This window comes from Pseudoalteromonas sp. FUC4 (assembly GCF_008370255.1).
GTDB lineage: Bacteria > Pseudomonadota > Gammaproteobacteria > Enterobacterales > Alteromonadaceae > Pseudoalteromonas.
This window is the reverse complement of sequence record NZ_SEUI01000001.1, coordinates 609,379-634,481: the sequence shown is the minus strand read 5'-3', so window position 1 is coordinate 634,481 and position 25,103 is coordinate 609,379. Positions and strand designations below refer to the sequence as shown.

Below are 25,103 nucleotides of genomic sequence, written 5' to 3'. Positions count from 1 at the left end.
TGCTCTCTTTTATTCTTAATTTTTTGCGAAAAAAAAGCAAGGCTTGTTACCAAACCTTGCTTTTTACCTCTCATAGTTAACTTTGTCGTAATCAAACGTTGTAATTAAAAATTGATTACTTGATCTGTCCCAACCTTAGATTTACTTATTACTTCGCCATTGCTGTAACGCACACTTACGTTATCTATTTCGTTGCACTGGCCTAAACCAAAATGAACCACGTTATCAAATGATTGTGTATAAGGTGCGGCATCAGGCGACACGCGTCTTGTAAGGGTTTTACCACAGCCTTTAAGTGTCGCTATAGCGCCTATGGGGCTAGCATTATGCTTAAGTGAATTACTTATACGCAGTAATGCATAGTGATTACTGTTATTGGTTTGGTTACTAAACAAGTGCCACTGACCTCTGTCGTTATTCATAATAATATCGACCTGGCCGTCTAAGTTGTAATCAAGTACATTTGCGCCTGAGCCAATGGTACCTAAGGTGTTTGTTATTAATCCCGAGTGAGTCGCTTGGTTAAATGTGTTATCGCCATTATTTAAATACAGTATTTGCGATGTAGGCGTTACCAAGTTGCCTTGTTTAACAACAAACAAATCTTGGTAGCCGTTGTTGTTGAAATCTCCCACACTTACGCCGGTCGTATTTAAGTTTGTTTTAATGCCAGCTTTAGCACTCACATCTACAAATTTTCCACTTTCATTTTTAAGCAGTAAATCCGATGGTGCCACTGGTTTTTTATTTACCGTATAGTGCTTAACACCGGTTACAACACCCGTTGTAGGTGAAAAAGTATTACCCGCCATACGCCATTTATCATTGCCTATATAACCAACATACAAACCTTTATTAGGTTGGGTATCGGCCCAGCCTAGGCCATTACTGCTAACAATATTGACGTTTTGACCACTGTGCCTTTCACCTTCAAATTTATATTTATAAGTGCCTTCGCCTACAAATACATCTTGGTTTGGATAAGGTGATTGGTAGTTAACTAAATTAAGCGTATCGCCAATAAGTAAGTCATCATATTTAAATGGTCCACGCTTGGTGTAAAAACCAAATGTGTGGCTTTTAGCATCAAAAAACGTATCGCCTGCTTGTAATGGGTTAGCACGACTTATATATAAATCAAAGTCACCATCATTATCAAAATCGATTTCGCTAACACCCGTCGCATCCATTATTTTATTAGGTAAAGCATTGGCGGTTACGTCACTAAAGGTAAAGTCGCCATTGCCTTTTAAAACACGTAAAGCACCGTCGCCGTAAATTACTAAATCGTCAATTTTATCGTTATTAAAATCTGTAATAAGGACTTTTTGACCATCTCGATTAGTTTTTGGTAAATCACTTGCGTGAGTTATATTGCCGCTACCATCGTTTTTATAAATAAAATTACTGGTTTGTTTACCGCTATTAGCCTGCGGGAATCCCATTAGTAATAAATCTAAATGACCGTTGTTATTGGCATCAAAAAACTTACTAGTGCGCCCACGCAACGTTGGTAGTTTGGGTGAAAACTCACCGCCTTCAACAATTTCTCTTTTGTTAAAGTGAAATAACTTAGCATTACGCGCATTATCGCCAGAGCCACCACCACGTGAAAGCAAAATATCCATTTTGCCATCTTTGTCGTAATCGCCTACGCCAATACCGTGCATATCACCCACAATAAGGTCGCGCCCTTTGTCGTAAACGCCTTTATTGTTCCAATACAAACGAATGGTATAACCATGGTCGGTAAGTAATAGATCTGGGTAACCGTCTTGGTCTAAATCGCTTATTAATGCGTTATCCCATTTACGGCGATTTTTGTTTTCTAATTTAATTGCTTGGTGCTGCTCAGTAAATAATGTTTTGCCCGGTGTTAGCTGAGCACCCGCTAGGGCACTCGCTTGTTGACAACCGAGTAAGCTTACGCCCATGCATAACAAAGAAACATGCCATACAATTGTTTTTACTTTCATAAAGCCTCCATGAATTTGATAAAACTTACTTAGTTGTTTTAAACGTTTTATCGAATCGTGGCATGGCATCTAATCGCCAGTTCGCACCTTCAGCCGTTTCGTGAAACCATTTTGGCTGCTGGTTATCCCAGCTCCATTTTTCCATTTCGCGAACCATGTCGGTTAACAGTGCTTTATTAGATTTACTTACATCGTGTTTTTCAGAAATATCGTTTTCGATATTAAATAACTGCCACGGTTGCTGGTTAACTTTCAGAGCTTTCCATTGATTTAAGCGTATCGCTGCATCACTGTAACCTTTACGATGACGAAGAGCATAAATAGGCTCATCTTTATGTGGGTTTTCATTTTTAATAAATGCAGGCCACATATCTGTACCATCTAAATGTTGGTTTTCTTCTACCTTAGCGCCCGCTAAAGCTGCAAATGTTGGGTATAAATCAAGTGCCGATACAGGGTGTGAAAAACGCTTGCCCGCAGGTACATGTTTAGGCCAATGAAACAACATAGGTACTCTAAAGCCGCCTTCTTGTGTACTTCCCTTACCGGCTTTAAGTGGGAAGTTATTAGCGCCTTTACTTAATTTGCCACCGTTATCACTCATAAATACAATAAGCGTATTATCATACTGATTATTTTTTTTCAGGGTTTCTACTAGTTTACCCACGCCACGGTCAACCGCGTAAACCATACCTGCGTATGTTTTACGGTCTTTATTTTTTATATCAGGAAACATTGCCATATCTTCGTCTTTAGCTTGCAATGGCACATGCGGTGCGTTGTAAGCTAAATATAAAAAGAATGGATTTTTTTTATATTTAGCTTTGTCTACAAAATTAACGGCTTCGCGCGAAAGTGCATCAGTAATGTACTGCGTTTCTTTTACTTCTTCGCCGTTGTGCTCAAGCGGAGTAATGTACTCAAAAATATTTTTTAAGCCTTGTGCCTTTTGCTTTTTATACTGAAGTTGATATTGGTCAGGGAAATAGTTATGCCCACCGCCTAAAAATCCATAGTACTCATCAAAACCACGTTTATTTGGATGATACTGCGGCGCATCGCCCATATGCCATTTACCTAATGCACCGGTAAAATAATTATTTTCGTTTAGTAATTTACTAATAAACTTAGCGTCAGTAGGTACGCCTACGTTTGAGCCGCGTGTTGGTAAATTAAATTGTGATCCAATCTTATGTGGGTAACGACCTGTCATTAACGCAGCTCTGCTTGGGCCGCAGAACGGGTGCGCTACGTAAGCGTCTGAAAAGGAAGTACCCGATTTAGCAAGATCATCAATATTTGGGGTAATAATATCCTTAGAGCCATTAAAACCTACATCTGCATAACCTAGGTCATCTGCAACAATAAGAATAATATTAGGTTTTTGTTCACTTGCGTGTATACCCGCAGAGCCAATTAATAAAGCAAGCGATGATAAAGCGCTCAATAATTTTGTGTGTGTTTTCATAGTGCCAATCTCAATTTTGATAATAAAAAATAGCAGGCCAATTAAGGCCCACCAAAGGGCATTACTCGGCTATAAAAAAGCTTTCATGTGGTGATTAAATTTAGTTAATGATGGGTCTTCAATACGCTTAAGCTCTCCCGCCATTTTATGCACTAAATCAGTAAGCTGTTTTTTGTATTTAGGATTATCTATTTGGTTTGTGATTTCGTACGGATCATTTTTTAAGTCGTATAATTCATCGCGGCTGTCGCCTGGATTCCATACAAACTTCATTTCAGGGGTACGTATAGCTCTAATACCAAACCATCCGCCGTTGTACCATTCGTAGGCATAAAGAGCTAAGTCATCCTTGCCAGTATCAGCACTATCGCCTTGCTTCATCAATGGTAAAAGTGAACGCCCATCTTCGTCGCCATCAAGGGGGAGTGTCATCCACTGGCGAAGTGTTGGGGCTATGTCGAGCATAGACACTTGGCGGTTAATTATTTTAGGCTCAAGGCTCGGATCACGAATAATAAGTGGCATACGCATTAATTCGTCATACGCATATGGGCCTTTGTCATAAAGGTTATGCTCGCCTAGCATACTGCCTTGGTCGCCTACTAAAATAATGTGTAGGTCGTCGTATAAACCTTCTTCTTTGGCGGTATTAATAAGCTCACCAACTGCGTGGTCAATCATGGCAATGGCACCATAGTAAAAACTATGCGCTTTGCGCCAATCGGTTTCAGTCATGTGGCTTACATCGTGCCAAGGCCACCAAATATCATCTTGCGCCATTGGTTTATTTTTGCGTTCTATACCAAAGTTTTTAGGAAGTTTTATATCTTTGTAGTCGTACATGCTGGCGTAAGGTTCTGGTACGCGGTACGGCGGATGAGGTTGCTCAAAACTAACAATACCAAAAAATGGTTTGTCTGATTTGGCCGCATTTTTCAGCATTAATTTGCCTTCGTTTACTTCTTTAGCCGTTACTGTATCTGCGTATGTACCCGGAAGTGTTTTATAGTAATCGTGCTTTTCGCCGTTTTCATCGCGCTCACCTGCATCCATACGGGCAACATTTTTTTGTGTACCATAAGGCGTAAAAGGACGGCCATTACGCTCTTCATCTTTGTCGTGCCCCCACATAAAGTTAGCACCGCGCAGTGCTGGCCCTTGTGCGCCTAAGTGCCATTTACCTACATAACTAACATCGTAACCTACACTAGTTGCACGTTTAATTACGCTGCCTTCACTAAGTGATAACTCCGAAAGACGTGAATGATAAAGCCCCACGTTATCGTCAAGCCCCGTTTTATGTCCCCAGCGCCCAGTAAACATAGCTGCGCGCGAAGGAGAACATAAGCCAGTAGATGTCATCGCTTGATCAAAACGTGTACCTTCGTTTGCTAATGCGTCAATGTTTGGCGTTGAAACTGGGCCATTACGATAAGAAAACGTATCAAAGCGCATATCATCAAACAGTAAAATAAGCACATTTGGCTTTTTGGCTTCAGAGTTTTTCAGCTCTGCATCTTTTGCATATAAATTGGAAGCAAATAATGTGCAGCACCCTAACAGCATCACCATTTTTATTTTAAATAAGTTCATGTGTGTCCTTTTAAACAACTAAAAATTGCTACGTCAGTATTTTAGCAATCAGCCTATACTTTATTATAAAAGTGCAAAATTGATTTTAACAATATAAACATATGATGTTTTCATTGGCAACAAGTAAATTTTAATTTGGCTAATATTTACACTTTATTAGAATGGGCTTTAAGCTTTTTATTGCTTTAACCACGTTCTCACGTAATCAATTTCCATTGATGTTGGAAAACCTTGTGCAGACTGATTATCTGAAGGATAAAATTGATTACATTTCCATTGTGTATGCGGTGCGCGTAAGCCCTGCGACAATGTTAAGTTCATCTCGCGGTGCCAGTACAGATTCTTTTTATAGCCAACTTGAACGTTATCTACATACCATGTAATGTCGTTTTTGGTTACATTAACCCCATAAGTATGAAAGTCTTCACTGGGATCAAATGGTAAGTGATAGCCATTATGATTTGTTTCTGGCGAGCTACCAGGTCGCATCCACTTTGGGGCGCCATCTTTTATAACAATATTATGTAGGTCATGGTCCGACTCCTGAACCGTCTGTTTTTGAGTTAACTCAACTACATCTATTTCACTATATTGCACATCGCCTTCATTCGTTAAAGTACGATCTATTTTGCTGTACATCCAAAATGCAGGTGACACTCCCGGAAATTTATCCGCACCCTTTATACGTGCCTCATAATATCCGTAATTCCCTGTTGCCCTAGATTTAGCAACTCCCGAAGTGTAAAACAACCTATATTTAGGCACTTTTGTTTTATTACAGCCATCCCAAAACGTTCTTAAATGCGTTTCTCGTTTAGTGGTTAGTTTTAATATGCCGTCAGAAACACTGGCATTTTCATCTTTCCAAGACCAAACACCATAGTTTTCTGTTTGGAAATTCCATTTTTCAGCATCTTTAATATCAAACTCATCTGAGCGTTCAGTTTGTAAAACCCAATTTTCGCCTGGTTGCGCAATATGAGGCATCGGCTGAGCATTACCCCCTGCACTACCAAGGATTAAGCTCAGCGATATTGCTATTAGTTTAACCTTATTATTTGTTTTCATTTGCTATCCACAACTTAATGTATCGTGTTAATTGAAAAGCGAGCACATAGGTATGTACCCGCTAAAAAACTATTTATTGAGCTGTAACTTCAACAAGCAAGATACCCTCAGAAGGAATGTCAAAGCTGGCGTTCATTTTATTACTCGTCATTAAGTTTTTAACTTGAATAGATTCACCATTTTTAAGCGACAGATCAACGGTTGCTGTTGTGTGGCCTAAATTTAAAATATTAACCAGGTAACTACCATTGTCTTGCTTAACGGTACGCCATGTTGTGGTTTTAAATGACTCACCATTATCTACTTTTACAACAACATCAGGCGTACTACCCGAAACCTCTGCAAGTGCAGTTTGCTTAATAGCTTCAACGTCTGCTCCTTTTGGCATAACAATAAGCTTACCTTTACTGGCAACTAACTTAGCCTTACGCGGATGCCCGTACTCGTCTAAAGACAAGCTTTGCGCTGAGTCTAAAATAACGGTACCGCCTTTGTTTAAATACCCTTGAAGCGCTTTAAACTCTTCATCTGTAACAAAGTTATTGCGATAAACCAGTATGGCATCCCAGTTGTTATTGTCTTGCTTTTCGATTACATCTTTAGTTGCAAAGCCAAGCGGGAAACCTTCAAAAAATAAATTTTCATAAAGCTCGTATCCTTTGGTCATATAATCGTTTGTATTAATTGCTGTTGTTTCAGAGTAAAACAAACGAAGTGGACGACGCTGCTCTCTAAGCTCAACAATTTCCTCAGAAAAACTATTAAGGTCAAACATAACTTGGGTAACTTCGTTAGTTACATGTGGCTGCATATTGTTAGAACCCGCAAATGCACCGCCAAGACCTGGGTCAAAAAAGTCCAGATCGCCTTCTAAACGGTCCTCTGGTGAACCATCTGGATCACGTGCCCAAAACCAGCCCATATTGGCATCCATTCCAAGTAAGGTTGCAAGCCAATAAACACTACGTACATAGCTTGTACGTGTGTCTAAATCTCTCCATTGACCCGATGATAAAAAATGAGACTCTGAATTTACATTAATTTTATTAGGCGCAACTGACTCCATAAAGTCATGAAACATAGTAACTATGCCCCAGTTATATGCGTACTTTTCAATCCACTTAGATGACTTACCTGGGCGAATATTTTCACTACCAAATGATTTAGCATCGTGCCCTACCATGGTTGTTAACTCGGCTAATGCTTCGGTATCAATACCGCCAGAGCGTGAATCGTCCATAAACATGCGTGGCATAATTTTTATATGGGTATCGGCGTCTTCATTTACAGAATGCAGTTCGTTTTGAACGTAAGTAAACCAGTCGGTGCTTCTGTCCATATTATAACGCGTCCAGTCGTACCACTTAGGCTCGCCTTTAATCGCAGGATCAATCGGTATCTCAATAGCTACATCTGCAAACTGGCTAAAATGCGTTCCCCAGTTTTCATTTAGCTCGTTAATATCACCTTGGTACTTTTTATCTAACCAGCTTCTAAACTTGTTTAAAGTGTATGAAGAAATACTGGTCATTTCTTGGAATTTTTGTGTCCAGTGGCCTTTTTCGGCGTACCAGTGTGGTTCATTGGCTAACACAAACCCTACTTCAGTAACTTTTTTGCCTTTAGTAAGCTCACCCGTTTTACGAATTATTTTACCCCAAATATCTCGCGCTAATGGGTTATCAATATCGAATCCTGTAAATAACGAACGGCCTTTTCTAACTTCTGGCTCTTGCTCTTCAACCCACTTTGGAATACCCATTAACCAGTAAACTAAAAAGCCAATGTTGGTATCAGGTATACGCGTTAGCTCTTTCATTAACTCTTCATCAAAAGTGCCATCTTCACGCACTAAAAATGAATTAATGGCACGGTCGTGATCTACCGGGTATAAATCTTCACCGCCATGATAGAGCGCGCCTAAATGGTCGTTATAAACATCTTTATTTGTAAGTGGCTGCCCTACCGTTTTTGAAAAATAGTCATATAAAAATATTGGCTTACCATTGCTTACAAACATATTGTCTTTTGCTTTAGTATTTTGCCAATCAACTTTATTTACAGGGCGGCGTTTAATTTCACCTGCAAGCTCTTTAGATAAATCGTGTATACCTTTATCTAAAATTTGAATTACTTTTTTACGTTCAAAATCAGGAAGATCTTTTGCTAACTGCTCTTTTGTGTCTGCGTAGTAACGTTCATAGCTAAATAACTTAACAACAGCGTCGTAATTATTTTCATCCCAGTTAGCAAATTTTAAAAACTGCTCTGCAAACCAAACTACGCTTTCTTCACGAGTCACATCAATCTGTTTTGCTTGAGCTTGTTCCATCAGCTTTTTAAGTTTACTGATTTTTAAGAGAGCAGATTGCTCGTAACTATTTTGAGAAGCGCTTAGTGTTTCTGTACTATCAAGTTTAGCTACGCTTTCTTGCTGCGAGCATGCTGTTGTAAATAGAAATAAGGGGGCTAGTGTGAAGCCTAATAGATGTTGTCTCATATTTATCTCCCGTTGAGGTCGTTATGTGTTAACAGGTTTTTGCACTGCTGTTATTATTTGATACCGACAACATACATCATATGTTTGCATTTGTAAGCTGTTTTAGCTCTTTGTAACAAATTTATTTGCTGAATAATAAAATTGTGCTGTATCCGTTGAAGCATAACTAGATAAATAGTTAGAAATAAAAAATTTCACTACTACAACTTATCGTAAATAACACAAAGTATCCTATAAATTGGTTTATCTATAAATTTTATGCTGATTTCGCGGCGTAAAGTATCTATATATAATTTATACAAATCAGTAAAAGGATTATGTTTCTTGAAACTTACGCCACCCTAAGTTAATGCCCCCTTTCATTTATTTGCACATTTTATGCAATCAAATATCGCTGTCTGCGCGAGAATCACTGTTATTTAAATAAAATATTCCTCTATACTTTTGGAAACTAACTAATTAGGTTATTTACATGTTTGATCACGTAAAAAGAGATTGGCTCTCTATTATTTTTAGGGGGGGATTACCGATTACCATGTGCTTGCTGGTATTGTTGTAACGTTAGCCACTTTGACATCTAAGTGGATTCAGTTATGCAGCTAAAGTTATTGCTAATTTTAGGTGGGTTTTGCTCTTACATAATGTTGGTTATTTACAATATTGTTCACTCACTCTTTGAATACTTTTATCGTTAGCTTGAGATGATGAACTAATTAGGCCACAAATCATTTTGTCTTTGTTGTAATCCTTAGCAAGTTCTAATTGCTGTCTTAATCGATATTCTTTTAAATAACTGTCATTAATAATTTGAAGATAATTACGCATATCCTCATTACTTAAGTAATCCCAATTATCTAAATAGATTTGGCTTACAGTATACATAACATGCTCTGTAAAATGTCCTGTAGCACGTGCTTTAGCTATGTATTCACGAGTTTCATCAGTTAAGCCATATAAATAAGCATTAAGAGCAGCTAAATCAGTCCATGTTTCAGACCAATTAGGCCTTGAAATCGTCGCCTCTAAGTAAATACTTTTTACATCTTGATAGTTTGAAACTGTTTCTACTCCAGCAATTACTCCCCAATGCATTATCCGTCCGTAGGTATGTACATAATGATTATGATCAGGATGATAATAAAGTGCTTTTTTTATTAGACCATTCGCTTTTTTATAGCTAGTTTGCGTAAGTGAATTACGTTCATAATTCCACTCATCAATAAATGAATTGGCTTGAAAATAGTAAACATTAGCAAGCCCCCACCGAAAAGCTATAACAATTAGGTATAAACATAGGAGTCCAATACTCATCTTTAAAACTGGAAAAACAATATTAGTTTTCATTAAATAGAGTCTGTGTTATTGCTTGAGGGTTATGTTTAAAGAGCTTTATTGCCTTATCTTCTCCATACTCATGAGCAACAAAATTATATGCCTCAGATAAAATTGGCGGTCTTCTTTTTATATTATGTGCATCGCTTGCAACGACTGTTACTTTATTTTGTTTTAATAGTTCAAATGAAAAAGCCTTAACTTCAGGGCCAAAATTACCCGTTATACTTCCTGCAGTAACCTGCGTTAAACATCCTAAGCGGAGAAAAGGAGCCAACAGTGAGGGAGATCTTAACAGATCTCTATTTCTCTCGGGGTGGGCTATTATAGGTCTATATCCGTTATTAAATAGCCACTTAATAAAATTATCAGATCCCGGAGGAATATGGCTATGCGGAAATTCTAATAATACCGTTTTTAACCCTTTTAAAACACCAAGCGCAGGTATGAGACCTGCTTTGAGCTTAATCATGAGCTCCACATCAATTCTGAGCTCGCACGCAGCCGCAACTTGAATCGTTAGGTTATTCTCATTTATAATTTTTTTTAAAAGAGCAAGTCCATCCATAATGCACGCTTGGTCATTATCAAAACGCCCTATATTTATATGTGGTGTGGCTACTATATGCGTAGTACCGTCATCTTGAGCCATACGCAAAAGAGACAAGGTCTCTGCCTCATCTCTTGCCCCATCATCAATGCCAGGAATAATATGGCTATGAATATCTATCATGTTAAGTGTTTTTCTTTCCATAAGAATAATAGTCATAGTAACCATTGTAGCCTTGTGTTTTAGCTACCTTATCAGTATCAACATGGTTTAATACAACTCCTGCTAACTTAGCTTTATCTTGTAGTAATCTACCAATTCCATTTTTTATTATTGATAAATGTGTATCGTCACTTTTAACAACATAAATTACACTATCTACACTTTTAGAAATCATTAAAGAGTCACTTACAGCTTGAATAGGTGCTGTATCTATTATGATCCGGTCAAATTTCTCTTTTAATTGTTCTATTACTTTACTAAATTTGTTACTAGATAAAAGCTCTAGGGGGTTAGGTGGTAATTGGCCACATGGCATTACTGTTATCCCGCTTTGCTCATCTTGATATAAACAATTTTCAAGTGTGTCTGTTCCAGCTATAAAGTTTGAAAGGCCTGGGTGGTAAGTTGGCATATCAAAGCGCTTACATATACTTGGTTTACGCATATCGGCATCAATTAGTAATACTTTCTCAATTTGGCCAAGAGAAAAAGCTAAATTGATAGAAGTGGTTGTTTTACCTTCCCCTGGTATTGAAGACGTAACTTCTATAACTTTATTATTTTCAGCATCCATTTGCGATAAGACAACCCCAGTCCTTAATGTTCTAACCGCTTCAGAAAACTGCTGTTGTTCTTTATCAAAAAAAGTACGAATATCGAGAGCTGTATTTTTTGAAAGCGGGATCATACCTAACATACGCATAGATAACTTACTTTCAATATCACTGGGGCTTTTTATTGTGTCATCAAGCATTTCAAATAAAATAACTAAACCAACAAAAAACATAAGGCTTAAGAAAAACGCTCCAGCTACTATCATTTTCTTATTGGGCTTAACAGGATAAAGGCTAGCAGCTGCTACGCCAGTAAAATGAGCTGGACTAGCTTTATAATCGCTAGTAGCTTCGGTTTCCCGAGAGCGTTCTAAAAATGTGTTATACAAATTACGATTTGTATCAAGTTCAATTTTAAGAGCCGTATATTTGGCATCTAAACCAGTAATATCACTATATTTACTACGGATATCAGAAAGCTCTTTTCTGTATCTTTTTACACGTTGGGCTGCCGTATAGGACTCTTTCTCAATCCCTGATATTAATGATTGAATTTGTGCATTTACCTGCTCAACTCTCATATCTAGCTCTTCAGATGCTGCTATTAATTTAGGGTGTTTTGGACCATATATTTTAGATAATTCAGCAAATTTTAGTTCTGCCGTTTCTAAAAGCACCCGCCCTTCTGAAATAGAGCTATGACTGATAATTTCAGGAAGTGATTTAAGGTTTTCAAAATCAGATTTACCAAACCTATTTATTAATTCAAGAATACTATCAACTTTACTTTTATCACTTTCAGCAATCGCCAGTGTAGCTTGAGTTTTTTCAAGCTCACTATCAATTCTCAAAACAGCACTATCAATATCTACAATATTATTTTTTTGGCGAAAACTTTCAAATGCCGTTTCTGAACGCTCTAGCTGCTTTGTAAGTCCAGCCATTTTTTCACTCATCCAAGCACTTGCTCTTCGAGTTACACCTAATTTAGCTTCTAAATGAGTTTCTATATAGACTTCACCAATAGCATTAGCAATTTTTGCAGCAAGGTTTCTATCAGAGGCCTGATAAGTAATATGTACTAATTGGGTACCTTGGATTGGCTTTACAGATAACTTCTGCCTAAAGTCATTAATTAAATGTGCCATTTTATATTCTAAATCCAACTCATCGTCTGTACCACCCTCACCAAAAAAAGATGAAAAAAGAGCCTTCAAACCAAATAGGTTATTTTCTTCATCGTTAAATTCAGGATGCTCTATTAAATTCAGCTTTTCTATAACGGCTTCAGCAATATATTTCGATTGTAGTATTTCAAATTGCGTGCTGTAAAATTCTCGTTTAGCGGTGTTAAAACCATACATTTCATCTATCGAAACAACATTTTTTTGTTCTGGCTCTATTAATAATGTTGCTGTTGATTCGTAAGTTGGTTTAATCTGCATTACAACAAAAGCAGCTATCACTGATATTAATGAAGAAATAAATATTAACCGCCACTTATACTCCATACATGCATGAAGGTAACGTTTTAAATCAAGTGTATTATTTGTTTCTAAGAATGTGTTACTACTTGTATTCATTAAAAAAACCTCTGTTCAACAGTTACTGTATCACCTGCTTGTACTATTGAATCTAATGTTGCATTAATTTGTTTTGACTTGTTTTTTTCTTTAAAAATAAATATTTTTTCTTTTGAAGCCCTTTCAGTAAACCCGCCAGCTATAGCAACTGCTTGATTTACTGTCATACCGGGTTGATAAGAATAGCTACCTGGCAGGCGAACCTCACCATGAATAAAAAATGGACGATATTGAACAACAGTCACATACACTGTTGGCTCTATTAAGTAATCACCTTTAAGCCCTTTATATATTTTTTGTTGTAGGGCTTTTTCTGTTAATCCACTTATTTTTATTTCACCCAAAAAAGGATAGTTTAGTTTACCTGAACGCCCTATTTTAGTTTCTAATGATAGTGCTTCTTCTCCATAAACCTTGATTTGAATAGTATCGCCTGTATCTAATAAGTAATTTATTTCATTAGCTAAAATGGTATTAGTGAAAAAAAATACTATTAAAAAACAAAAATGTTTCATGTTTTTCCTTACATTGAGACTTTAAAATTAATACCAACAATCGACTTATCAAACTTAAAGAGCTCTAGATTTGAGTCTTTATCCTGATAAGTATAATACATGCTCGTTTCCAACCAACGAGCGGTATTATGAATAACTGACAATACAAGTTCTTGAGAGTCGTCTTCACGTTCGACACCTGAAAAATCGTCGTTTGTGTAGCTATATATAGCACTAGTACTTACTAAAGGACTCCAAGTGTGTTCCCACCCCAAGGAAACACCTTTCTGATCTATATAATCACCAAATGTATCAGGGTCAACAGCACCTGCTTGAGATGTAAACCTAAAAGTTGAATAGCTTAAAGGAGCCCACTGTGCTTCAACTAACCAGCTTACCCCATTAAAATCACCTCGTTCAAACGCTTTAAATGACTTATTTTGATAACCTATTTTTGCAACACCGGTCGTTAATGCCGTTGCTTCCCAGCGTACACCGACCAACAGCTCTTTAACATTTGAGTCTCTAGTTACTCCAGACTCGTCAATTAAGTCATACCTAATGCCGGTATATGAAGCATCTAGCGTTAAATCAGTTAAAGCACTTAATGCATATAGAAATTGCCCCCCGAAGAGTCTTTCATCGAAGTCTCTATACTGTGTTAGGTTACGATTATTGGTAAATCGAATATCTTGATAATTTGCTAGCAAAGCAAAACGTGAAGAAGTAATCCCTCCAAATTCATAGCGTAAGTCTGCATTTTGCTCTCTAAATTCACTAGGATCATCAAGTAAATTTAATAGCCCTTCAGATACACCCGTACCACGTTGTTCAGTTTTAAAATCATATTCGTATTTAAAATCAAAACGATCACGAGATGAAGGCTCTAAATGAGTCGCAGCCTCAAAACCACCATCTAAATAATTATCGTCCGAACTAGAAAAGTAAGTACCACTTTCAACATATGTACCTATTGAAAAAGTATTGAGTGCATCAATCATTTGGAAATTTACAGAAGGCTTAACTATTAGCTTAGTACTCGATTTTTCATTGCTAGAGCTATTAAATATATTATTATCGTATTCATACTTACTTTCTAATAGAGGTGTTATATCAACACCTGATTCCGTTTTGATTGAAGCAGGTTCTAAAGCAGAAACATTGCACGAAAAAAAGACAGCTAATAAAGTGATAGATGTACTATTTTTAAATTTCATTTTAATCCCTTAACCCTAATAAGCGTTTTTGCTTACAAAGCCCTTAAAAATAGTCATATAAACTATTTTAAGGTCAAATATAAGTGACCAGTTTTTAATATATTGCAAGTCATACTCAACTCGCTTTTCCATTTTTTCTAACGTATCTGTTTCTCCGCGCCAGCCATTTATCTGAGCCCAACCTGTAATTCCAGGTTTGACTTTATGACGAAGCATATAAAACTCCACTTTTTTTCTATACTCTTCATTATGTGCAACAGCATGAGGTCTTGGGCCAACAATTGACATTTCGCCGAATAGAACATTAAAGAACTGAGGTAGTTCATCCAAACTTGTGCGTCTCAAAAAACCACCAAATGCAGTAACCCTTGGATCAGATTTAGTTGCTTGAGTAACAACTGAATTATCCTCCATCACACGCATAGAGCGAAATTTCCATACTTTTATTTTTTGGCCCGCCAAACCATATCTATGCTGTTTAAAAAGTACCGGGCCTTCAGAGGTAAGCTTAATACCGAGCGAAATAAGAAGTAACAATGGTGATATTAACAAAAGGATAATAGAAGCAAGAATAATGTCTTCTGTTCGTTTAACCCATTGTCGTGCACCCAAGTAAGGAGACTCAAACACACTCAAGGTATCAATATTTCCGATATGCTCAATTCGAGCATGAACTAAATTAGATAGTAAAAAATCTGGAATAAAATGCACATCTACAGTCGTATCGCCTAGTTTAAGTAGAATATCCGCAATTCGTTTTTCTGCTTTTAAAGGTAAAGCAATAAACAAAACATCAATTTGACTATTCCTAGCATGCTGTACAGCACTATCAATCATGCCTTCAATATTAAAATCCATATCTTTAAATAGTCTTTCAGGCTTCCTATCTTCAAAAAAGCCAACAAACTCGTAACCTAGTTCATCATTTTCAGCTATTTGTTGATAAAGGTTTGCCCCAGCTTCTGTAGCTCCTACTATCGCAACCTTACTAACATTTAAACCTAATTTACGGCGGTTAACTTTATAAARCCTAACCAACTCTCGAGATACAAATAGCCAAACAAATGATAGTGCAAACCATAATGAAAGAGTTACTCTAGAAAGTTCTTCTGTAAATTTTAAAGCAAAAGCCACAATAAATAATAGAACAAAAGCACTTGCTAAACTAAGCCAAGCAGTCACTACCATACTACTCAATTTACCTGCTCTCCAAGAGCGATAGAGTCCAAGAGTTTCTGCGGTATATAAATAACTAAGAGTTACAACAAGCAATACTGTAATATAATTATTTGATATGCTAGTTCCATAAATAAAGCCAGCTACATATAAACTGCTTATAAGAGTAACAATATCTGAAAAGCGGTATAAATCAGCAGTAGAGTTTCCACCGATTTTAAACGTCTTAGATGTAATCATAAAGCCTCCTTGCCAAATTAAATATGTAGTTAGAATAACCTTATATAATAGATAATAGAAGACTAAAAAAAGACAAGAAAAGCTCCATTTAAACTCGCCTTGATGAAACAAAAATCACACCATTAAAAACCTAGACAAATAACATTAGAAACTCATAAAAAACTCAACCAATACGCTGAGATAACCAGAGGAAAAGCCTAAAAAAAATAAACATTTACATACAAAAAAAATACAAACTAAACAAAATTAAACGAGTTTAATTTTGTTTAGTTTGTATTTTTTCCTTGTTATTTTCATATTGAAATTAATCTACTCACGAACTTGAAATTTCATAAATATAGGCATAGTAATAATTTAAATAATCTGCAAAAAACCAAGAAATACAGTAATGCTGAAATTCTTTTAATAAAACATAAAGATAGAACGAGCTGACGAGCTATATCTTGACTTAAAAGTATGACTTTATACTTCTTTTTTAAGAAGTATCTCTATGTCTGATATTCAGCTATTTAAAATCAATCAATGACCCTCACCAACAATGTGAAAAGGTTCATAAACTATTTGATATCTTATTCTTAGCCGTCAGCACGTTTTTGTCTGGATGCCCAGAATTTAGATCATGATAATCCACTAGAGTGAAAGCATGCACCAAATTAATATGAAGCTGGAGTGCCTGTATTTGCTACACTGAGGCACGTCGTATTTAATCAACTAAAGGCTAAACAAATATATGTGATTCGTAGTACAGGCTACTTTGAGGGAGTATTAAATTTTTAGTATTTTATATACTATTTCTTTGGGAAAATATCGAGCCTAAAAATAATATTGAGATGATTTTATAATCTCTGGAATTAATAAAACAAAGGTATATTAACTTGATTAAATTAGGGAGCGTCAGTTACATAAACCTATTAAGGAGATTTCTGCGCTGGCAACCCCCCATCTTAAAACGAATAAATACGGCTTTTAATATAGTCAGTTATTTCAACTGGAGCCCTACTATTAAATGCGTGGCTTTTTGAGTTACTCTTAAGCGCATCATTAATCGCGTTATTGAGCATTAACTCATCATCTGCAGGAAATAAACCATCTAAATATTTTAATTTAGAATATGTTGCCAACTGATGGTCATTTCGATGTTCATTTAATGTATAAAGTCTAGGCATAACAACTAAAGGCTTTCCTTCACTTAAACAAGATAAAATAGTTCCCATACCTGCATGGCCAATAACAACCGATGCCTCATTAAAATAATCATCAGCTTCTTTTCCTGATATAAATTCAAACGACCTACCTGTAAGAGGTTTATAGCCTTGGCTACCCACTTGAAAAACTATATCTGTATAGTTATTTTCAATCGCCCAATTTTCGGCTTGTTTAACAAGTCGATCAAATGAAAGCTGTGTACCTACAGTTACAAAAATCAAAATACTCTCCCTTTGTATAAAGGACCATCTTCTTTTGCTACTTCAGGCCATTGCGTAAGCCAAACATCTGCAATCTTTGATACTTTTTTTCCTGCTAAAGATAACTCATCCGCATTTGCTACAGAGTCGACCCAAACAGTTTTAGCGCCAATTAATTTCCCCCAAATTAAAGCAAAAAAACCAGGTGCAGCGCCTGTACTTATAATTACATCTGGTCGATGTTTCAAAACCTTAAAAAAAGTCTGGGCAGCTAAAAAAATTAATTTCAACTTTTTATCCATATTGGCATCAATAACAGTTTCAAATTTAGCATTACCAACATGACTTTCAAGCGATGGGTCATTAGTTATAAAAATAACATCTTGCTCTTCCCAAACCGCTGATAATCGATTTAGCTGAATCCAATGACCACCTCGAGAAGCTATTGCCATCACTAATTTTTTTTTCATTCCACATTCCTTGATGATTCATCTTTTTGCCATTGGTATGTTTCTAAAGATTTATATTTTTTATTCGCCAATTTCGTTGCTATTAAATTTACTAGACCATAAACCATAAATTCAAAAACGGTTGGCATTGAAACGAAGCGCTTTGATGGTAAATTTTTATTAATAACTAGAGACTTATTCTTAAGCTCAATATTACCAAGCTTACTCCGTGTTTTAATTTTAATTAAATCACCGATTTTTTTTGGTGCAGTAACTATAGATGTACAATTAGTATCAACCTGCTGTTTTGAAATAGGCACGACTTCTCTTATAAACCCATCATCAGCAATCACATCAGGAAATAATTTAAAATACGCTCTAGCTTGCTTATTTAAACCATATACACCGCTACCAAACCCTTGTGAAGTATAGAATTTAGTTTTAAACCAAGCCCGATAAAAAGCTTTTACAAATATACTAGAGCTACTAAATTCCATAACAGCCTTAGGAGCAACTAACAAAGGTGATACCGAAGATTCCAAAGTATTTATTAGAGACAGAAGCCCGTCATAATTAACTACAACGTCAGCATCCATATAAATACGAGGAAAACCAACATTGGATTTTTCGGCAATATTTATTGCGTTGGTCTTTGATCCTAATTCAATATCTAAACAACACACGGCAGGAAATTCATTACGAATAAAATCGACAGAACCATCGTTACTACCATTTACAGCAACTGTAATTGTATATTTCCCCTCTTTTACACCCTGATAAAGCGGTTTTAAAGTACGGGCTATTACACTGCGCTCGTTATAAGCAGGGATAATAATAGCTGGTAACATATTCATTTCACTCATTTAATAATCCTTAAAATGAGAACTTTGTATAGACTGGATAATGGTCTGAACCATACGAACTATCTATCACATAAGCACTTTCAACAAAAAACCCCTTATGGAAAATATAATCTATTCGTATTAATGGACCAAACATACCTATTCGGCGAGCCTTTCCAGGAAAAGTATGTGAAAAATTAAAGCCAACTTCTCTAAGCGAATCATTTAAGTGAGTAGTCATAACTTGGTAAGGATAATTGAACTCAGTAGAATTAAAATCACCAAGAACAATCAATTTATTATCAATTTTTTTAATCGCTTTTGCTAAACTATCAGCCTGCATTATCTGCATCTGAGAATTAAATATTCCTTTATCTAATCGAACATTTATCACAGTAATTATCTCTTTACCTATTGAAATATCAACTAGTTGATTGGCACCTAAATTACCTCTATCTTCAATGGTAAACTTAGAAAAAACTGCTTTTTTAACATTTTCATTATACACACTAAAGCAATTCCTTTTGTAATCTGTACTATTTATAAAAGTATCAAAATCAGGGATTTCTTGAACAACTATTAAATCAAACTCATTACAATCAATTATATTCGCTAATTCTTTGAAGTTATCATTCCTAGACATTTTACTAAAGCTTACTACTGATAAGGTATTTTTTTTTGATTGTGTAGAATTGATATTTGTTGGCTGCCCCGAAAAAATAAAGATATTTAAAAACAAAATACCAAATAAAGATAAATTTATAATAAGCAGTAGTTTATATTTTTTATAAAAGCATAATAAAGTAATAGCTGAAACAATCAGTAATACATATTGTGCAAAGTAATTTAAAAACCTGTAAATAATAAAATTATCGTTGGCTATCCCAACGGTTAGCCAAAATATTAAAATTACACTCAAAAAAAATGCCAGATAACGTATTGGATCAAAGAGTAATGCTTTCATTATTTTTCAATCATCCAATTCATCATAGTATGCGAAAACCCTTTAACTTTACTTTCCCATAAATAGTTTTTTTTGCAATATTCTAATGCGTTAAAGGCCATCTCTTCTCTGCGTTTGTCATCTAAGCTAAGAGAAGTAATTTGATTGGCAAGATCTTCGACAAGTGCTTGCGGTGTTGAAATATTTAATTTAATAGCGACTGAGTTATTTACTGTAGATTGAGGTCCTCCATGATCAAGAACAATCATCGGTAAACCAAAGCTAAGTGCTTCAATTACAACCCCTCCGGTGGGTTCTCTAAAGCTTGGAAAAACAAAAATATCCGCAGATTTATAAAAAGCATCAATATCATTTCGATCCATTTTGCCATGAAAAGTAACTTTATTATGTACCGATAATTTACGTGCTTCATCTATACATGCTTCTAAATCAGTGCCTGCACCAATAACATCCAGATGAAAATCCACATCATTTTGTATTAAAGGTAAGCACTTTATTAAATCTTTCACACCTTTAGTTCTGACTAAACGACCAACAAAAAGGAGCTTAATAGTTTTAGTGCTTACTTTAAATTTGCTGATTAAATCACTCTCAGTAACCATTACAGAGTCAACAGCTAACTCATTCAAAACCGAAATGGTACTTTCGTTAATACCAAGTTCTAAAATCAGTTTCTCTTTAATATAATCTGCTGCAGCAATAATCTTTGTCGCAGATTGATAAGAACCTCTTAATATCGGATCATACTTAAAGCGTAATTTATCAACGTCTCTAAATTTCATATACCAAGACATCGTATCTAGTTCACTTTTAAAACTGTCGACATCGGGAAGTGCACCAGCAACAGGACCTAAAGAAAACCTTCTACATCCAGATGCAAGAGGAGATGGGTAACGGGCGGCCATCGGTGTGATTTGATGATACCAATCAAACTTATCTCCGGTTTCATCATTTACATCAAGCCACTTTTTAACATCACGATAAAAACAAAAATACCAAGGTTTTGCTATAGCGTTAAATCGTTCAAAACGGTGTAACCCGCTTTTTTCCTCAAAGTGGATAAGTCTTACAGGAAGCTCACCATTTTCTATTGTTCGCTTACCTTTTAATCGTAAAGTTAAAACAGTAATATCAAAATATTTACTAAGTTCTTGTACCCATTTATAACCAACAAATACTTCGCCGACATCAAATTGAGATATTCCAGGGGCAACTATTAGGAGCTTTTTCTTCACAGTATTACCACCCTTTCTTATTTGTAGGCCAAGCTTTGTGGTACCTCAAAACACAATTTAAAAACAAAGATGCCCTTTGTTTAGAAAAAATCTTCCGATTAAATACGTATTTAATTGTCCAAACTAAAGCACGCGAAACATTAAAACAAAACATCACAACGTAGACTAAAACAGCTTCGGTTTTTGTTCTGTTTTTTAAAAAGAAACGAACAATTGCTCCCGATAACATTAAATCTCTTTTATAGCTCAGCTTTTGGGCGCTAAAGCTTCCGTAATGTACAATTTCGCCAATAGGACTAAACTGTATTTTCCACCCAGCTTTTTTAATTCTGTAGCACCAATCGGTTTCCTCACCGAAAAAGAAAAAATCTTCGTCTAAAACACCTACTTGCTGTATTACTATATTTCTAATTAATAAATAACAACCAGTAACAACATCAACTTCCCGTTCAGAATCTCGGTGCCAATTAGTCATTAATTCATCACTTTTATATTTACCACCAAAGAGTTTAGTGAACTGAAAAACTTGTTCTACTTTGCTACTAAGGGTCGGAAATTTTGAGCATGTATATTGTACTGATTTATCACTATTTAAAACTCGGCACCCCATCACACCAAAACTTTCATTACTTTTAATATAATCCAGTGATTTTTGAAGAACATCCCCAATTACATAGGTGTCAGAGTTAAGTAATAAATAAAAATCAGAGTCATCTCTTTTTAATATTTGATTATTAGCAGCAGCAAAACCAACATTATCGTTATTACGAACAACTTCAATATTCGGATATTCCTTTTCGAAAGTATCAGCAGAGTTATCATGGGAGTTGTTATCAACGACAACGACATTCCAATCATCACTTGTATAATTACTATAAATAGAACCTAAACAATCCAAAACTAATTGCCTAGTATTCCAATTTACAATAACGATAGTTAATTTAAAGTTTTTCATTCAACTCAGTCCTTTCTTTTGTAAAAAATGAAATTCCGATTCCTAAAAAGAAATAAAAATAAATAAGTAATTGGTTCCAAAAATGTACTGTGCAACCTGCAAATATCAAAGAGCATAAAACAATAAAATAAAGAAGGGAAAATTTATGACATTGATTTTTCAATACCTGAGAAGAAACAATAAATATAGCTGCAACAATTGATAATAATGAAGGTAAACCAAACCTCATAGCAGTTAATAGCCAAAAATTATCAACACTTGGAGGCATCCACAGTGGTCTAATCCAATCAGAAAAGCCTATCCCAAATATTGGGTTACGAACAACTTCTGCAGAGCCAAATTCAAATATTAACGTTCTAAAATATGCAGTTTGCTGGCTAAATGTAATTCTAGACAGAATCAATTTTAAAGGTGATTGAGAAACAAACGATAATAATAAATATCCAAAAGCTATTAATACAATAAGTTTTTTCCATTTACTATCTATTTTAAGAGTATTAAATACTTTATGCCATATAAGAAGAAAACCTTGAATTACAATAGCGAGTATTCCACCTGAAGATAATGAAGAAAATGTTAAAAACAGGGCTATTCCAGGTATTATATATTTACTATTAATACTTTTAGAAAAATAAAAAAATAAAAATAAGGTCGATCCAAAAACACCTAATAAAATCGGATGTTCAAAGTTTGCATACGCCCTTGTTAGACCCATTCTAGGTTCTATATTATTAAAAAAATATCCGCCAGTTAATAAAGCAGCTGACTCTCTAATAACATGAGTTCCTGTAACCATTTCGTAAAACGCAAAAGGAAATATAAATAAACAAGATATCATTGCTATTTTAATAAAATACTCAAAGTCTTTTAGGTTTTTTATTGTATATCTAGCGAGTAAGTAACTACCTAAAGTTTCAACAAAGAAAATCCCACCACTCTCAATTCCTTTACCTACACCTTCATTTATCATTAAACTAGCAATTGACCAAGAACAATGAAATAAAATCAAAAAATCAACAGCACTTTCCAGTTTAGATTTATTGGAGCTAAACAATACCTCATTTATCAACTTGAAGAAAAACAAAATCAATACAATGCGATATGGTGATAAGCGCATGCTACCTAAATTAAAACTCAACTCAGGAGGGAGTAAAAAGCATATAAAAAAAACTAACAACAAAATTTTTGGATTCATTTTAATAATCTCAGCATTAGTTTAAATCAAAAAAATTATTTTTTGAATCAATCAACTCTGCAACGTCTTTATTCCACCACTTCTCTTCTAGTAACTCATTAATTCGCTCTTGATTAAAGCGAAAACCTTTACTTTTAGCTGGAACACCTGCAACAATTTCATATGGCATGACATCTCGAGTTACTATTGCACCCGCGGCCACAACAGCTCCATGCCCTATAAAATTGCATTTACTTAATATTTTTGCCCCATTACCAATCCAGACATCACTTCCTATCTCTAGCTTCGTATGTTCAACTTTTTCCTTTTTCGTATAACCTAACGATTTATTATAAAAAAATGGATGAGTAGACACTCGATTTATTGGATGATCATGCGTGATAACTACAACCCCTCTTGCAATAGAACTATAATTACCAACCGTAACGCCTTCCGGAAATGAATTTAATTTCATGCACTCTCCATAGCTATATCTACCAACGACGACTCCATAATATTTGCTCTGTATTTCCCTTAATGAAAAACTGTAAAACTCACCTCCCTCTAATCTATATAAAATAAATTTAATAAATCTTTTTAAAAAGTTGAATCTATATAGACTAATAAAAAAACTAGAGAACTTGACTTTTATTATAGACATATAAAGCGCTCCTTTTTCTAAGTGATAACAAATACAACAAAGCAAACATTTCACCTAGAATACCTGAATAAACTATACTACTTAATTCATTTTCAATTAATACAAATACAAATGATATTGGTACAAAAGAAAGACGAATTAATGTTGCATACAAAGGAGTCCTAGTATTTCCAATTGAGATCTCTTTTATAACTATCTTTGCTTGTAATAATCTAAAAAACCACATGCAACCTAATAAGATAAAAATATAATCTTGCTTTAAATATTTCGGACCAAAAACCAAGTCAATTAAAAAATCACCAAATAAAACTATATATATAATGTATAAAAAAGATAAAAAATACGGAATATTTGAGGTTATCAAGTTATTTTTATGATTTTTATTTGAGTATATAGGTAGGAGCGTGCTCATGAGTACTTTTGTAATAATAACAGCAGGCATTAAAGCTAACATAGTAAGAGCAGCAAAGTACCCTAAGATATCCATACTAAAAAACTTCGATACAATAAATTTATCTCCTTGTAAAATAAGGAATAGGCCAAGTCCATTTATCAATAATGGCCAACCAAACTTTATTGTTTTAATTAATATGGGTTTGTTCAACTTAGCACTATATCCTTGCTTACACTGCCAGTGTGAATATAATGTATATGATAATGCTTGAGCTAAAATAGCAAATAAAGACACTCTATAGTCGACTATAAACTCTAAAGTTATATATGCAATGAAAAGTGCAGTTAATTGACAGAAAAAATCTAACTTCACTAGATATATAAATTCAAGTTCACGTTGCTTTCTAATAAAATCAAAATTAACAAAACCCTTTATAAAAGGAACCACAGCAACTAAATATAAACCCCAAGATGCCTCTTCCATTTCAAAAAAGTATAAAAAAACAGGATGTAGAAGAATAATCAGTATTGAACATAAGGTACCCTTACAGATATTTAAAAAATGAATACCTGAAATGACCTTTTTATTACCCCCATACTTATATTGCAATATTAACTTGTCTGCTGAGATCTCACTGATTGATTCCACCAAAGAAACTACAAGTGCAAAAACCGCTGCACGTCCAAAGTCCTCCGGACTCACTGCATGGCCAATCAATGAATTTCTAATTAAGCCTGTTAGCTGTGAAAAAATCTGACCAAGAGAAAGTATAGATGAGCCTTTCAAAAAAGCACGTAAACTCAAAATACATCCTTATAAATTAATTTATATAATTTTACCAAGAAAAACAAAATAATTCACCTATTGATAAAAAGTATACTAAGCGATAATAGATGTGAATCTTATGAAAATTAATTAGATGATTTACCAACCACTATACGTAAAGTAAATTCGAAATAAACCAAAGTAATAAAATCAATAAACAGTTTTAATTATTATTTTAAAAACGTGATGATGGTTTTTTAAATTATTCTAGATATAAAACGATTC

Annotated in this window: 20 protein-coding genes; all 20 read right to left on the bottom strand. The window is 34.9% G+C overall.

Translation table 11 applies throughout. The features are described 5' to 3' along the window. Positions 1 to 104: 104 nt before the first annotated feature. Entirely contained in the window at positions 105 to 1,976 is a 1,872-nt protein-coding gene (locus tag EU510_RS02875; protein WP_149592178.1) for a CRTAC1 family protein, read from the bottom strand. Positions 1,977 to 2,001: 25 nt separating this feature from the next. Continuing rightward, positions 2,002 to 3,444, bottom strand: a complete 1,443-nt coding sequence (locus tag EU510_RS02870) for a sulfatase-like hydrolase/transferase (protein WP_149592177.1) — start codon at positions 3,442 to 3,444, stop codon at positions 2,002 to 2,004. A 69-nt stretch (positions 3,445 to 3,513) separates the two neighbouring features. Continuing rightward, positions 3,514 to 5,037 carry a sulfatase-like hydrolase/transferase gene (locus EU510_RS02865; protein ID WP_149592176.1) on the bottom strand — a complete coding sequence of 508 codons (1,524 nt, stop codon included), beginning with the start codon at positions 5,035 to 5,037 and terminating at the stop codon, positions 3,514 to 3,516. Between the two features lie 177 nt (positions 5,038 to 5,214). Continuing rightward, positions 5,215 to 6,105: a family 16 glycosylhydrolase gene (locus tag EU510_RS02860; protein ID WP_149592175.1), complete on the bottom strand. Its 891-nt coding sequence runs from the start codon at positions 6,103 to 6,105 to the stop codon at positions 5,215 to 5,217. 73 nt (positions 6,106 to 6,178) lie between these two features. After that, complete coding sequence (locus EU510_RS02855) at positions 6,179 to 8,605, bottom strand: glycoside hydrolase family 42 (protein ID WP_149592174.1); 2,427 nt, start codon at positions 8,603 to 8,605, stop codon at positions 6,179 to 6,181. A gap of 648 nt (positions 8,606 to 9,253) precedes the next feature. Further along, positions 9,254 to 9,949, bottom strand: coding sequence for a VpsP family polysaccharide biosynthesis protein (locus tag EU510_RS02850; protein WP_149592173.1), 696 nt, complete (start codon positions 9,947 to 9,949; stop codon positions 9,254 to 9,256). Then, positions 9,939 to 10,706, bottom strand: a complete 768-nt coding sequence (locus EU510_RS02845) for a tyrosine-protein phosphatase (protein WP_262501184.1) — start codon at positions 10,704 to 10,706, stop codon at positions 9,939 to 9,941. The genes EU510_RS02850 and EU510_RS02845 overlap by 11 nt, the downstream gene beginning before the upstream one ends. Beyond that, complete coding sequence (locus EU510_RS02840; RefSeq protein WP_149592172.1) at positions 10,672 to 12,846, bottom strand: GumC family protein; 2,175 nt, start codon at positions 12,844 to 12,846, stop codon at positions 10,672 to 10,674. Before EU510_RS02840 ends, EU510_RS02845 begins: the two co-directional genes overlap by 35 nt. Continuing rightward, positions 12,846 to 13,361, bottom strand: coding sequence for a polysaccharide biosynthesis/export family protein (locus tag EU510_RS02835; RefSeq protein WP_149592171.1), 516 nt, complete (start codon positions 13,359 to 13,361; stop codon positions 12,846 to 12,848). The genes EU510_RS02840 and EU510_RS02835 overlap by 1 nt, the downstream gene beginning before the upstream one ends. A gap of 8 nt (positions 13,362 to 13,369) precedes the next feature. Next, the gene (locus EU510_RS02830) at positions 13,370 to 14,557 is read right to left on the bottom strand and encodes an outer membrane beta-barrel protein (RefSeq protein ID WP_149592170.1); all 1,188 of its coding nucleotides are present in this window, start codon (positions 14,555 to 14,557) and stop codon (positions 13,370 to 13,372) included. 15 nt (positions 14,558 to 14,572) lie between these two features. Next, positions 14,573 to 15,973, bottom strand: a complete 1,401-nt coding sequence (locus EU510_RS02825) for an undecaprenyl-phosphate glucose phosphotransferase (protein ID WP_149592169.1) — start codon at positions 15,971 to 15,973, stop codon at positions 14,573 to 14,575. Between the two features lie 944 nt (positions 15,974 to 16,917). Then, entirely contained in the window at positions 16,918 to 17,400 is a 483-nt protein-coding gene (locus EU510_RS02820) for a glycosyltransferase (protein ID WP_188085391.1), read from the bottom strand. Further along, a complete protein-coding gene (locus EU510_RS02815) occupies positions 17,397 to 17,849 on the bottom strand; it encodes a UDP-N-acetylglucosamine--LPS N-acetylglucosamine transferase (RefSeq protein ID WP_149592167.1) in 453 nt (150 codons plus the stop codon). The genes EU510_RS02820 and EU510_RS02815 overlap by 4 nt, the downstream gene beginning before the upstream one ends. After that, on the bottom strand, positions 17,846 to 18,691 hold the full coding sequence (locus EU510_RS02810; protein WP_149592166.1) for a glycosyltransferase: 846 nt from the start codon (positions 18,689 to 18,691) through the stop codon (positions 17,846 to 17,848). Before EU510_RS02810 ends, EU510_RS02815 begins: the two co-directional genes overlap by 4 nt. A gap of 10 nt (positions 18,692 to 18,701) precedes the next feature. Further along, complete coding sequence (locus EU510_RS02805) at positions 18,702 to 19,634, bottom strand: endonuclease/exonuclease/phosphatase family protein (RefSeq protein WP_149592165.1); 933 nt, start codon at positions 19,632 to 19,634, stop codon at positions 18,702 to 18,704. Next, positions 19,634 to 20,869, bottom strand: a complete 1,236-nt coding sequence (locus EU510_RS02800; RefSeq protein WP_149592164.1) for a glycosyltransferase family 4 protein — start codon at positions 20,867 to 20,869, stop codon at positions 19,634 to 19,636. Before EU510_RS02800 ends, EU510_RS02805 begins: the two co-directional genes overlap by 1 nt. A 4-nt stretch (positions 20,870 to 20,873) precedes the next feature. After that, positions 20,874 to 21,824 carry a glycosyltransferase family 2 protein gene (locus EU510_RS02795; RefSeq protein WP_149592163.1) on the bottom strand — a complete coding sequence of 317 codons (951 nt, stop codon included), beginning with the start codon at positions 21,822 to 21,824 and terminating at the stop codon, positions 20,874 to 20,876. Beyond that, positions 21,811 to 23,019 carry an O-antigen ligase family protein gene (locus tag EU510_RS02790; RefSeq protein WP_149592162.1) on the bottom strand — a complete coding sequence of 403 codons (1,209 nt, stop codon included), beginning with the start codon at positions 23,017 to 23,019 and terminating at the stop codon, positions 21,811 to 21,813. The genes EU510_RS02795 and EU510_RS02790 overlap by 14 nt, the downstream gene beginning before the upstream one ends. A 16-nt stretch (positions 23,020 to 23,035) precedes the next feature. Further along, on the bottom strand, positions 23,036 to 23,473 hold the full coding sequence (locus EU510_RS02785; protein WP_188085390.1) for a CatB-related O-acetyltransferase: 438 nt from the start codon (positions 23,471 to 23,473) through the stop codon (positions 23,036 to 23,038). A gap of 157 nt (positions 23,474 to 23,630) precedes the next feature. Then, positions 23,631 to 24,857 (bottom strand): oligosaccharide flippase family protein, encoded by a 1,227-nt coding sequence (locus tag EU510_RS02780; protein WP_188085389.1) that lies wholly within the window; start codon positions 24,855 to 24,857, stop codon positions 23,631 to 23,633. Between the last annotated feature and the right edge of the window lie 246 nt (positions 24,858 to 25,103).

Excerpts from the sequence above, each read along its gene's own strand:
- EU510_RS02875 (WP_149592178.1), bottom strand. The coding sequence starts at position 1,976 with ATGAAAGTAAAAACAATTGTATGGCATGTTTCTTTGTTATGCATGGGC.
- EU510_RS02870 (WP_149592177.1), bottom strand. The coding sequence starts at position 3,444 with ATGAAAACACACACAAAATTATTGAGCGCTTTATCATCGCTTGCTTTA.
- EU510_RS02865 (WP_149592176.1), bottom strand. The coding sequence starts at position 5,037 with ATGAACTTATTTAAAATAAAAATGGTGATGCTGTTAGGGTGCTGCACA.
- EU510_RS02860 (WP_149592175.1), bottom strand. The coding sequence starts at position 6,105 with ATGAAAACAAATAATAAGGTTAAACTAATAGCAATATCGCTGAGCTTA.
- EU510_RS02855 (WP_149592174.1), bottom strand. The coding sequence starts at position 8,605 with ATGAGACAACATCTATTAGGCTTCACACTAGCCCCCTTATTTCTATTT.
- EU510_RS02850 (WP_149592173.1), bottom strand. The coding sequence starts at position 9,949 with ATGAAAACTAATATTGTTTTTCCAGTTTTAAAGATGAGTATTGGACTC.
- EU510_RS02845 (WP_262501184.1), bottom strand. The coding sequence starts at position 10,706 with ATGACTATTATTCTTATGGAAAGAAAAACACTTAACATGATAGATATT.
- EU510_RS02840 (WP_149592172.1), bottom strand. The coding sequence starts at position 12,846 with ATGAATACAAGTAGTAACACATTCTTAGAAACAAATAATACACTTGAT.
- EU510_RS02835 (WP_149592171.1), bottom strand. The coding sequence starts at position 13,361 with ATGAAACATTTTTGTTTTTTAATAGTATTTTTTTTCACTAATACCATT.
- EU510_RS02830 (WP_149592170.1), bottom strand. The coding sequence starts at position 14,557 with ATGAAATTTAAAAATAGTACATCTATCACTTTATTAGCTGTCTTTTTT.
- EU510_RS02815 (WP_149592167.1), bottom strand. The coding sequence starts at position 17,849 with ATGAAAAAAAAATTAGTGATGGCAATAGCTTCTCGAGGTGGTCATTGG.
- EU510_RS02810 (WP_149592166.1), bottom strand. The coding sequence starts at position 18,691 with ATGAGTGAAATGAATATGTTACCAGCTATTATTATCCCTGCTTATAAC.
- EU510_RS02805 (WP_149592165.1), bottom strand. The coding sequence starts at position 19,634 with ATGAAAGCATTACTCTTTGATCCAATACGTTATCTGGCATTTTTTTTG.
- EU510_RS02795 (WP_149592163.1), bottom strand. The coding sequence starts at position 21,824 with ATGAAAAACTTTAAATTAACTATCGTTATTGTAAATTGGAATACTAGG.
- EU510_RS02790 (WP_149592162.1), bottom strand. The coding sequence starts at position 23,019 with ATGAATCCAAAAATTTTGTTGTTAGTTTTTTTTATATGCTTTTTACTC.
- EU510_RS02785 (WP_188085390.1), bottom strand. The coding sequence starts at position 23,473 with ATGAAATTAAATTCATTTCCGGAAGGCGTTACGGTTGGTAATTATAGT.